The 11,274-nt window shown below is 49.9% G+C and carries 14 protein-coding genes; 13 read left to right on the forward strand and 1 reads right to left on the reverse strand.

The window, feature by feature from the left end; all coding sequences use genetic code 11:
* The first annotated feature begins 101 nt into the window (after positions 1-101).
* The 3 genes from AC2D6U_RS08260 (at position 102) to AC2D6U_RS08270 (ending at position 1,955) form a co-directional block, all read left to right on the forward strand.
* Positions 102-314, forward strand: coding sequence for a hypothetical protein (locus AC2D6U_RS08260; protein ID WP_484720482.1), 213 nt, complete (start codon positions 102-104; stop codon positions 312-314).
* Between the two features lie 256 nt (positions 315-570).
* Positions 571-1,212, forward strand: coding sequence for a hypothetical protein (locus AC2D6U_RS08265; protein WP_484720483.1), 642 nt, complete (start codon positions 571-573; stop codon positions 1,210-1,212).
* A gap of 362 nt (positions 1,213-1,574) precedes the next feature.
* Positions 1,575-1,955 carry a DUF2237 family protein gene (locus AC2D6U_RS08270; RefSeq protein ID WP_484720484.1) on the forward strand — a complete coding sequence of 127 codons (381 nt, stop codon included), beginning with the start codon at positions 1,575-1,577 and terminating at the stop codon, positions 1,953-1,955.
* Positions 1,956-1,958: 3 nt separating this feature from the next.
* Here AC2D6U_RS08270 and AC2D6U_RS08275 read toward each other — a convergent pair whose 3' ends face one another.
* On the reverse strand, positions 1,959-2,819 hold the full coding sequence (locus AC2D6U_RS08275; RefSeq protein WP_484720485.1) for a glycoside hydrolase family 16 protein: 861 nt from the start codon (positions 2,817-2,819) through the stop codon (positions 1,959-1,961).
* Between the two features lie 99 nt (positions 2,820-2,918).
* On the opposite strand from AC2D6U_RS08275, the gene AC2D6U_RS08280 reads away from it, so the two are divergent.
* The 10 genes from AC2D6U_RS08280 to AC2D6U_RS08325 all read left to right on the forward strand — a co-directional run bounded on the left by AC2D6U_RS08280 (position 2,919) and on the right by AC2D6U_RS08325 (position 11,074).
* The gene (locus tag AC2D6U_RS08280) at positions 2,919-3,854 is read left to right on the forward strand and encodes a patatin-like phospholipase family protein (RefSeq protein WP_484720486.1); all 936 of its coding nucleotides are present in this window, start codon (positions 2,919-2,921) and stop codon (positions 3,852-3,854) included.
* 107 nt (positions 3,855-3,961) lie between these two features.
* Entirely contained in the window at positions 3,962-4,204 is a 243-nt protein-coding gene (locus tag AC2D6U_RS08285; RefSeq protein ID WP_484720487.1) for a hypothetical protein, read from the forward strand.
* Positions 4,205-4,359: 155 nt separating this feature from the next.
* The gene (locus AC2D6U_RS08290; protein ID WP_484720488.1) at positions 4,360-6,207 is read left to right on the forward strand and encodes a cystathionine beta-synthase; all 1,848 of its coding nucleotides are present in this window, start codon (positions 4,360-4,362) and stop codon (positions 6,205-6,207) included.
* An 8-nt stretch (positions 6,208-6,215) separates the two neighbouring features.
* A complete protein-coding gene (locus AC2D6U_RS08295; RefSeq protein WP_484720489.1) occupies positions 6,216-7,112 on the forward strand; it encodes an RluA family pseudouridine synthase in 897 nt (298 codons plus the stop codon).
* Positions 7,106-7,891 (forward strand): SGNH/GDSL hydrolase family protein, encoded by a 786-nt coding sequence (locus AC2D6U_RS08300; RefSeq protein WP_484720490.1) that lies wholly within the window; start codon positions 7,106-7,108, stop codon positions 7,889-7,891. The genes AC2D6U_RS08295 and AC2D6U_RS08300 overlap by 7 nt, the downstream gene beginning before the upstream one ends.
* Before the next feature lie 74 nt (positions 7,892-7,965).
* Positions 7,966-8,265 (forward strand): EthD family reductase, encoded by a 300-nt coding sequence (locus tag AC2D6U_RS08305; RefSeq protein ID WP_484720491.1) that lies wholly within the window; start codon positions 7,966-7,968, stop codon positions 8,263-8,265.
* Between the two features lie 56 nt (positions 8,266-8,321).
* Entirely contained in the window at positions 8,322-8,891 is a 570-nt protein-coding gene (locus tag AC2D6U_RS08310) for an HD domain-containing protein (protein WP_484720492.1), read from the forward strand.
* Positions 8,891-9,286, forward strand: a complete 396-nt coding sequence (locus tag AC2D6U_RS08315; protein WP_484720493.1) for a hypothetical protein — start codon at positions 8,891-8,893, stop codon at positions 9,284-9,286. Before AC2D6U_RS08310 ends, AC2D6U_RS08315 begins: the two co-directional genes overlap by 1 nt.
* A 31-nt stretch (positions 9,287-9,317) precedes the next feature.
* On the forward strand, positions 9,318-9,974 hold the full coding sequence (locus AC2D6U_RS08320; RefSeq protein ID WP_484720494.1) for a hypothetical protein: 657 nt from the start codon (positions 9,318-9,320) through the stop codon (positions 9,972-9,974).
* 2 nt (positions 9,975-9,976) lie between these two features.
* The gene (locus AC2D6U_RS08325) at positions 9,977-11,074 is read left to right on the forward strand and encodes a BamA/TamA family outer membrane protein (RefSeq protein ID WP_484720495.1); all 1,098 of its coding nucleotides are present in this window, start codon (positions 9,977-9,979) and stop codon (positions 11,072-11,074) included.
* The last annotated feature ends 200 nt before the right edge of the window (positions 11,075-11,274 follow it).

Here is an 11,274-nt window from a genome sequence, read left to right on the forward strand (position 1 = left end):
TTTTACCAATAAACCCAAAACCTCTTCCCCAACTCCCGGTTATGCTATCGGTACTATTGGAATGAATAAGCTTTTGCGCATCCTACAGGACCATTGAAGCGATGGAGAATAGTTTTAGAAATGTATTTAGGGCCGCTTTGGCCTTGTTTCTTTTCCTCTTTGGAGTGGGCATCGTCTACCTCTTCAGCAAAGAGCGCCTGAACCTTTCTCAGGAAGATTTCATCATCTCTGCCCTACTGGCCGGCATTTCAGGATTGGTCTCCTTGATCTTGATGCTTATCCTTAGGTTCATGAAAAAGTCGTCAAGAAACTAGCAGCAAGCTGACAATATAGACCCGTTAACCTCATTCACAAGATTGAGCAGCAGTCAATAAAATGTTCGCCAGTGTATCGTTTAAGTAAATAGTGCGAACCCCGCTCTCCATATACATGATAAACCAACCGTTAGCATTCAGCTCACCTGGTGAAATAAGTCCACTTATTTAGCTACAGGGCATCGAATTAAAATGTAGCTTAGCACACAATTGAATGCCCTCCGTTGAAAAAAGGACAACAAGACAAAATAAAAGCATGCACAGATCCAAAAACATTAATTATTTCGCGAAAAGCGCACTATTGGTCCTCATGATCTGTAGTCTACTCATGTCCTGCAATGACGAGGAAACCACCGATGCACCTGACGTTGACTATGCTGAAGTGCCTCCTTATTTCCCAATTGATTTTGAGCCCAAAGGCTTTGGTACATCATGGACCTGGAGCGTTTTTGAAAATGATGACAATCCAGCTGTAGAATTTGTCCGTAACCCTGATGCCAGCGGCATCAATCGCTCCTCGACCGTTGCTAAAATAATAGCGCGAGAAAATGGTGCAGCTTATGTTGGCTGTGAGACCATGCATGGCGCAGACATCGGTGCATTTCGTTTTGATGAAAGCAATAAAATAGTCAAGGTCATGGTCTATAAATCTGTCATTAGTGATGTGGCCTTAAAATTTGCGGAATTTGCTCCTCCGGGAGTTGGAGCAGAAGCCCAACCTGAAATAAAAGTAGCCAACACCAAGATTAACGAATGGGAAGAATTGACCTTCGACCTATCGGGAAGCATTGGCAAAGGCGTAACCGGTATTATCGATCAACTCATTTTCTTCCCCGATTTTCAGGAAAGAAGTAGCGATAATGTGGTCTACTTTGACAACATCCCCTTCGGAAATTAAGAGGCATTGACCTTGCGTTAGCGCTACTTTTCAAGGAGCCAAAACGTTCATGGATGGTCCCTTTTAGCAGACAGTAGATCCTTATCTTTAAGCTAAATTTCTACGTTTTAGACTGATTTCGCAGCTTGTGCATGTTATGCTATTTGCTCCGGCGCTTCCTCTGCGCATCGCGAAGCGGACAGCGGAAGTAGACCATAAAAAGGGATCGCTAACTCCTTCTGTTTCAAAAGATGATCAAAAAGCGAAAGATCGATCTACTGAATGCACTGATGAAAGCCTCTGAAAATGGACGGCAAAAAGAATATCATCAATTGAATCATTTGCTAACAGAAAATTCTTATCCTGCTTAAAAGATATCGTCTATGCCAGCAAAAAACATTTTCGGAACAGACTTAGCCACTTGCAGTACAGATCCCCTCACCGGATTCACGCGCAGCGGCTGTTGTGAAACAGGTCCTGAAGACTTGGGCACCCACACGGTCTGCGCCGTGGTGACCGAAGAATTCTTGGCTTACACCAAAGCGAAGGGCAATGACCTCTCCAGCCCAAATCCGATGTATGGTTTTCCGGGACTCAAACCCGGCGATCAATGGTGTTTATGCGTCAGCAGATGGTACGAGGCCTACCAGGCCGGTTGTGCGCCCCAAATCGACCCGGTGGCATGTCATGAAAAGACCCTGGACTACGTCTCCATGGACATCCTCAAGGACTACTTCATCAAGCCAGCGGAACAAGCCCGCTAGCGATCATTTCTGGAATACGCGCACGTAGTCAATGACCATCTCAGACTCCGTAAAGTCAGGATCTACCGCCCCGGCAACGCCCCCCATGGCGATGTTCAGCAGAAGGTATTGCGGTGCCGTGAATGGCCAGGTATCGTTATTCTTGCTGGTTGGCGCATAGCTGTAATACAGCTCATCATCGTAGTAAAAATCGATCTTTTCGGCTGTCCATTCCATGGCATAGACATGGAAGGTATTGCTCACGTCCTCGCCAACAATACTGCCCTTATTTTGCGTATCGCCATGGCTTGAAGGGGTATGCAAAGCCGCTTGGATGCGATTCTGATCAAAGCCCCAATGCTCCATGATGTCGATCTCGCCACAGGCCGGCCAACTGGTGGTACCGAATTCCTCCGCCCAATAGCCGCCATTCTCGGTGATGTTTCTTCCCAAGGTCCACATGGCAGGCCAGGTGCCTAAACCTGTGGGTAATTTGGCCTTGATCTCTACTCGGCCGTAGGTAAAGGCAAATTTAGAGTTCAAGCGAGCGGAGGTATACTCCTTCTCTTGCCCCTGATCCGTAAAGCGCTCGCGCTTGGCGACAATGTGCAAAAAGCCATCCGCTACATAGCTGTTCTCTGTTCGGTTGGTGTAATGTTGCAACTCCCCATTGAACCAGCTGCTGCCATTCGGTAGCCGCGTTTGGTGAAACCAATTCTCGCCATTGATGGCACCAGCTCCGTCGAATTCATCTGACCACACCAGCTCATAATCGGCTGGTGGTACAATTTCGGGTTCTTCAGGACTTTCTGACTCTTGATCGGAACAACCAAGGACACCCAAGAGGAGAAAGGGCATCAGGAGGTAAGGAAATATCTTTTGCATGCCTCTAATATAAGCATGGAATCATCAAATGGTGCAATGCGAGCGTTTGCGAATGACAGAAATTAGCTAAGTTAGTTGACCTAAGACTAGCCCTGCGCCATGAAAAAAGAAACAACCCCATCCAAAAAAAGAACCGTATCGCTTGTCCTGGGTAGCGGAGGAGCCAGGGGCTTGGCACACATTGGGGTGATCAAGTGGTTAGAAGAACATGCCTTCGACATCAAATCCATCTCGGGCTGCTCCATTGGCTCATTGATCGGTGGTGCCTATGCGGCGGGTAAGCTCGAAGAGCTAGAACAATGGATGCTCTCCCTAAGCAAGACCGATATCGCGGCACTACTCAATTTCTCCTGGCGCAGTGGCGGTTTGTTCAAAGGCGATAAGATCATCAATACCCTGACCGAATTTTTGGGCGATCTGCAGATCGAAGCACTGGACATCCCCTTTACGGCAGTGGCCACAGATATTATCACCGAAAAAGAGGTCTGGATCAACTCCGGCTCCTTGTTCGATGCCATTCGGGCCTCGGTCTCACTCCCCTTGTTCTTCACTCCGGTGCAAAAAGACGATGCCCTCCTGATCGATGGTTGCGTGCTCAACCCGGTACCCATTGCCCCTACCTTCAATGAGAACAACGACTTGACCATTGCCGTGAACCTGGGCGGACCTTTGGCCCATGAGGAAAGCGAAACGGTAAATCAGCTAGAAGAGAACAGCACCTTTAAACACATCCAGCAGAAGATCGCCTCCTTTGTCGACTCCATCAAGGGGGAAGAAGCCGAAGAAGAAGCGGTGAAGAACTGGAGCATGTACGAGATCGCCGACCGATCCTTCGACACCATGCAAAGTACCATTGCGCGACTGAAGATCGCCCAATACACCATTTCATTGGTTTTGGGCACCACCTTGAAATTCTCGGCGCCACGCCAGAACATCACGGTCACCTTATTGTCATCTGTGGTGGTGGTCGATTGTACCGCCCCATTGATCGTTACATCATCGGGAGACCGACCAAGCCCCAAGGCCTGCACATAATAATCGACGGTGACATCCAGATCATAAGTACCGGGTTTAAAAAGCAAGGCATAGCGTTCGCTACCGAATTGATTGTGCATCTGCTGTTCGTGTAAGGCCTGAAGCGTTTGCTTGATCTCCTCCACATCCATGGTCTCGTCAAAGACCAATACATTTTTGCCGAAGATGGACGTATAAGGAGAGGTATCGAGTCCTTGTTGCGCGGTCTGGGGTTCGGAACAGGCCGTAATCCACAGGAGAACGAATGCGAGGACCTTGATCAAGGGCTTGGAAAAGGCATTCATGGGCATGGTCAAATGGATTTAGTCAAACATCAACTCAATAGTTCAATGATACGATTTATGTTCTGAGAAAACGAATGGGCAGCGCAGCAGACCCGCCGCTACCCTCCCTTTAGCACATGCCGTTGAACAACAATTCCATTACAGTTTTTATAGCGTTGGCGAAAATATATCTTTGCCATTGTAGCGGGGCAAGAGCTGCTCCGCGCAGACAAGCAACACCTATGGAACAACAGCAGATCATCCGCTTTCTTCACGATGTATTGGACCAAATGCCACAGGATTGGTTACGGCTCACCACCCATCGCCTGGACATCTACAACGAAGCAGAAGCCAAAACGGAATTTTTAACCCAATTCGACGCCCTTTTTCAAATCAATAGTGTCAATTCGAGCGCATTAGCCGCCTTACCCACGGCATTTGATTACATCCGTTTGGGTCATCCCCTTTCTTGCGTCTTAGAATGGGCCTTGGGACAGCTGCACGGGCTGGCACCGGAACAGGTGATCAGCTTTTCTTCTGCGAGCATGCCCCTTCTGGCAGTATTGCGTAAGAACTTATTGGAGCAGCGCACCACGTACCTCTTTTACAAAGATGAATTGCCTGTTCATCTTGATATGGACACCTTGCGCAGGGTCTATGGTTACTCGGTCGAGCTGCATCAGGTGGAAGGCCCGGCAGCAGTTCCGGCAGTAGACGGCAGCAGCATTTATCTTTCCAGCTCGGGCGATCTCTTCGATGCCCAGCTCACAGCCAACATCGACTTTTTCGTCAGCACGCATCCCAAATTGGGTAGTCTGATCTTAGTGAATGGAGCAGCCAATGCCGGTTATGTCGGCGAGATCCAACACGTCAGACGAAGAGAATCCATCGCCATGACACCGGCTAACTGTCATTTGGCCCTGCAGCTGCTCTGTGGTCAGATCAAAGAAGCTTGCTTTACGGATGTCTCTGAACAAAAGACGGCCGTACTCCGGTCGATCCACCAAATCACTGGCTCCGCCACCCAAGCCGTGTTAGGCTCCAGTGGTCTGTCGGTGCAATATGCCATCATGATGGGACTGGTGGACGATGCGCTGACGCACCATCCGGGCAAAGCCATCAAATTCATCGTACCGCCGAACTGCTATGGCGGCACCAACGACCAGGCCCGCCGCGTCGCCGCCTGCCTTGACCATGTAGAGATCGTTGACCTGTTGGTCGATAGCGGCCATAACATGGTCGATAGCCTGGATACCGTACTCGAGCAGATCGCTCAAGAAGATGCGGTTCCTTTGATCATTGTCGAGATCCCGACCAATCCACGGGTAGAAGTGCCCGACCTCGACCGATTGCAGCAGGTACTCAGCAAAGCAAGAACTACCAAAGCAGGACAAGCAGCTGTCGATCCGGTCTTTATCCTCGATCAAACCTTCTGTCCGAATGTGCCATTCTTAGGTGAGGAGGACATCCTCTCCGGCATTCGTACCATCTCCTATGTCAGTGGCTCGAAATTTCCCAGTGGCGGACTCTGCACGGCTGGTTATGGCTTAGCGAATCAAAAAGGCGCTGCCTTGATGGAAAGGATCGCTAGGCATATCCAACTCTGCGACAACGAGGCCACGGACTTGCAGATCGCCATCCTGGCGGAGCAGATGCCTTCCATGCTGCAGCGCATCAAAGACGCTTATGCCAACACTCGAAAATTAGTCAACTTCATTCAAGCCAGCCTGCCAGAAGCCAAGATCAATTTTGTCTCGGAGGCATTGGCCGCACAGCACTTCACCCCTTCCGTCTTTTCTTTAGACCTACCGACCAAAGGCGAGACGCCCGAAGAACGGGAGGAGTACAAACGCGCCTTGAACCTGAAATTGATCCATCAGATGATCGACCAGATCCCGGAATCGAAGTACTGCGTCAGCTATGGCCAACTGAAAGGCTGTTACTGGACCATTCCGGCCACCTCTACCCAAGGCACCACCAAAGAGGAGGACAAGGACTACATCGCCAGGGTATCCTGCGCCCCGGACATGGACCTGGCCAAGCATCAGGCCGTTTTTCAAGCCTTTGTTGAGGAGATCCATCAGGAATAACCCCAAGCGTGGAGACGAATGGCCAAGACATAGCGCACAACAGCATCAGTCACCTGGTGCCTGAACAAGCCGAACCGCAGCGTCTGGCCGATTATGCCAAAGGCGTATTTGTCCACTACCCCACCAAGACCTCGATCAAAAAGGCCATCAAAAAGCAGCAGATTTGGGTCAATGAAGCAGTAGGCAGCACGGCCACTTGGATCAAAGGTGGCGAAACCCTCCGAATCCAGCTGCCGGAGAGGCCGCAGGCCAAAGAGATGCCCACTCTCGACTTTAACATACTGCATGAAGATGAGCAGCTGGCCATCATTGAAAAACCCGCTGGCGTGCAGGTCAGCGGCAACCGCTTTGTCACCATCGCCAATGCCTTGCCCCTGCACATCAGCCCAAGCAAAGCGCCAGATGCCTGTACCCCATGGCCCGTGCATCGCTTGGATTATGGCACCACGGGTGTGCTCGTCGTCGCCAAGACAAGCAGTAGTCTGAGAAGCCTAAGCGAGCAATTTCAGCAGCACAGCATCCAAAAGGTCTATTATGCCATCAGCATCGGCAGAATGGAAAAATCCGGCAGCATCGATCTCCCCATTGATGACAAGCCCGCCTTTACGACCTTCCAAGTAGAACAGAGCGTGCCATCGAAACGCTTTGGGCAGCTCAACCTGGTCAAGCTGCAGCCTAAAACGGGTAGAAGGCATCAATTGCGCAAGCACCTGGCTGCACTCGGGCACCCGATCCTGGGCGATCAGGCCTACGGAAAAGAAGGACTTGTGCTTAACGGAAAAGGAATCTACCTGCATGCCCATGCCATCACCTGCCACCATCCGGAAAAGAAACAAGAGGTAACCTACTGCAGTCCCTTACCGAAGAAATTCCTGAAGATCTTCAATGACATTGTCCCATGCTGAAAGAACAAGCAAAATTCTACTTGGGTGCTCTGCTTGCCTTGCCCTTTATGCCCTTCCTCTACCTGCAAGCGAAATGGGTCAAGAAGCATTTCCCCAGCCTACCCGAGGCAAAAGGTGCTGAGGGTACTGTTGGTGAGGCGCAAGAAGACACCTTCCAAGTCGTGGGTTTAGGCGAGAGCACCATGGCCGGTGTGGGCATCGATCACCAACGCAATGGCTTCATCGGACAGTTTAGCAAGGCAATGGCGAACAAACTCCACAAGCAGGTCCATTGGAAGGTCTATGCAAGAAGTGGCTTTACCGCTGCCATGACCACCCAAACCTTCGTGCCTTTGATCAAGGAAAAGCAGATTGACTTGTTCCTGATCTCCTTAGGCGGCAACGACACCTTTCAACTGAACAGCCCCGCCAAGTGGACCGAAGACATCAAGGCGCTCATCCATTCCCTACGGGCGACTCATCCCAACACGCCCATTTTATTCACCACCATGCCGCCGGTGCATACCTTTCCTGCCTTTACCTGGCCCATGCGTTTGGTGCTGGGAGGCCTGGTGCGCTTGCATAGTGCTGCCTTGGAGCGGTTGATACAAACCTATGATCAGGTGTACTACGATGCCCAAAAGATCGACTTGAATGCCTGGTTGGAACGCTTGCCCGAACACCGCAAGGAAGATTTTTATAGCGATGGTGTGCACCCCTCGAAACTCACCTTCCGCATCTGGGGAAAAGAGATGGCCGAATTGATCTACACCGCTCATTTTGCCCAGGTGGCGGGATAATACTTCTGATCCATCTGCCCTGTTTGTGAAAGATTAGGTGTATCTTATTGGAAATCAACCAAAACAATGAATCTATGGTAAAACTAGTCGTCACGTATGGACACCCGGAGAGTCCGGAAGCTTTTGAGAAATATTACTTCGAAACGCATCTCCCCATTGCTGCCAAGATCAAGGCACAAAAAGTAGAACTCAGCAAGATGGTTGGTACGCCGGACGGTCAACCCGCCAGCAATTACCGCATGGCAGAACTCTACTTCAATTCACTGGAAGACCTGCAACAGCACATGGGCTCTGCCGAGGGGCAAGCGGCAGTCAATGACATTCCGAATTTTGCCACCGGCGGTGTAGATGTGAGCGTTGCGGAAGTCGCTTAAGACAATCCGAAACCTACTAATTTTGAAAGCGTCTGAAAAGACGCTTTTTTTATGCCATGACAAGACTCCAACAGCAACTTGAGTTCATCCTAGAGATTGACAAACTCAAAAAGGTCTTTCGCAAAACCTGCCTGTTCCACTCCGATCGACATGAGAACGATGCCGAGCACAGCTGGCACCTGGCCATGATGGCGATCGTCTTGGCAGAGCATGCCAATGAGCCCGTCGACATCAGCAAAGTGGTGAAGATGCTATTGATCCATGACATCGTCGAGATCGATGCTGGTGATACCTTTCTCTTCGACACCAAGAAAAGCCACGACAATACAGAAGAAGAGCTCGCCGCGGCAGAACGCATCTTCGGCCTTTTGCCCGATGAGCAGGCCCAGGAACTGATCGCCTTATGGCACGAGTTTGAGCTGGCCAAGACCGCAGAGGCCCGCTTTGCCAAAGCCATTGATCGCTTGGCACCCATGATGCAGAATGCCACCAATGGAGGCGGTACCTGGAAGGAATTTGATGTACCAAAACTCACGGTGATCGAAAAGAAAAAACGCATTGGAGATGGTTCTGATGCCCTGTGGCGCTATGCCCAAGAACTGATCGCCTCTTACTACACAGACTAATGGCCGGTTTTTACCATGCATTGACCCCGGAAGAAAAGGAACGGCTCGAGGAGCTGATTCAGCACATCCGCACTTTGGAACCTCAACTCAAGGTCAAGGAAGGAAAATACATGTCGGTTGACAATGCCTTGCTATTCGAAGAAGAGGGCTTTAGCAAGTATGCACTGTCCAAGAACAAAAACGATTTCTCCGTTCACAGCATGGTGATGTATGCCTTCCCCGAAGTGGCCGCCTTCATCCAAGCGAAGGGTGAAGGTTTGAAGATCCAAAAAGGTTGCTTCAACTATGCCTCACCCCTAACGGCCAACATGGAAGTCTTTAAGGAATTCTTCACCCTTTCTGCGGCGCAGGATTTCGTTGCTGTGATGCGTAAATACGCAAAAAAGAAATCGTGATGCCGATAGTTTTGTTAATTTCATCCGCAAGATGATCAAGAAAACGATCAAAGGACTTTGCCTGCTTCTACTGATGCTTTTGGTCATCCAAATAAAGGCTCAAGAAGATGCATCCCCTTTTCGAAAGGGGCTATGGCTCACCACATTGGATGGCAGCATCAGCTCGGCCAGTAGTACCACGAATGCCATCGCGAACCAAAACAGCTTCAACACGGCTTATGGCCTGAACATCTCCTCCAACAAACTCTTCAAGGCGCGTTGGGCGGCAGGTCTGCGCTTGAATGCCATTCGTTCATCGGCCGGTGGTATTTTGGAGCGCGAATCAGAATCCATTTTTGTTGGTCCAAGCATTAGCCACTTCTTTTCTCCGGCCACCACCGGCTCCTTGTTTCTTGAGTTTTCACCGGGCTACGTTCGTTTTTTTGAGGCGAGCAGTGTCCGCTCTGGAACTACCCAATTGAAAGAAAGTGTGGACGGCAATGGATTCGGTACTACCCTACGCTTTGGGTATGCCCATTTAGTGAGTGACAAGATCCTCTTCAATTTCGGCATGAACCTGACCAACTTTTGGATTGTCGCCGACCGCAAAGTAGAGCCGGGGCTAAACCGCAGCAATGAAAACTTGAGCCTCAGTAGCGTGGCCTTTAATTTTGGTTTTAGCCTCTTATTGGAAAAATTCTTCTTCTAGCCATGAAACGGATGCTACTGACTTTTCTGCTTTGCTCTTCCTTCTCTCTCATGGCGCAGGACAAGGCCCTTATTCGATCAGATACCTTGGGCAAAACAAAGTCGCTGCAGGCAGTGATCGTGCCCATCCTTTTCAGTACGCCGGAAACCGGATTTGGGGGCGGAGCGGGCGCGCAGTTGTTCTTTTTGCGTCAATCCAATATCTACAATGCCCGGCTGTCCAATGTATTCACCAATGTGATCTACACGGTCAATAATCAGTTCATTCTCGACATTAAACCGCAGCTCTACTTCAACAAGGGGGATTTCTTTTTGGACGGGGCCTACAAATACAAGGTATACCCTAACCTGTTCTGGGGAATAGGCAACAAGACGCTCGATAGTAGCGAGGAGGTCTATGACATGACCTCCACTGAGTTCAGGGTGGCCTTATTGAAAAGATTGCCTCCCTCCCTGAATTTTGGCTTCGAGTTCGTTTATCAGAATCACGATGTCACGGAAGTGGAAGAAGGCGGTTTATTGGCCTCTGGAAACATCGACGGGAGCAATAAAGCCATTATTTCAGGCTTGGGTGTGATCTTTAACTTGGATAGCCGCGACCAATTGGAGTCGCCCAAGAGCGGCTATTTGGTGCAGATGAACGCCCGCTTTTCGAGCGAGGTATGGGGCGCCACCTCCAGCTTCAACAAATACATCGCCGACCTACGGGCTTATTTCCCGGTATCGGATAAGGGTACCTTTGCTGCTCAGTTTTACAACGAAAGCACCTTCGGCAACATTCCTTTTCAAGGGTTGGCTTGGTATGGCGGTGGCGACAGGGCAAGAGGCTATTTCAAAGGACGTTTCATTGACAACCACATGTACGTGTTGCAGGCCGAGTATCGACATCAATTGGCCGCCCGATGGGCAGTAGCCGGTTTTGGTCTTTTGGGTGAAGTAAGCAACGAACGACGCGACTTTTTTGATGCGATCCGCCCGAGTTTCGGTGGTGGGATTCGTTTCAAGATCATCAAAAACCAAAACACCCTGGTCCGCTTAGACATGGCTTTTGGCACCAATGGAAACCGAGGCTTTTACTTTGGGGTGAACGAGGCTTTTTGAACAACCAATTGCTCAATTGTGGGATCAGGTCTTCCAAACCGAAATGCCATTGCCCCTTTCCTCAAAGTTCTTTTTAAGCAAGATTCATTCATCAGAACTACTTAGCTGGCTTAGGTTTATCGCCGCAGGCCTACCTTTCTTAAAGAACAGCCAGAGAATCACGAGTGAAGGTGCTACGTAATTCCTCTTTTAAATTCCAC

It is taken from the genome of Roseivirga sp. YIW32, from assembly GCF_057219245.1.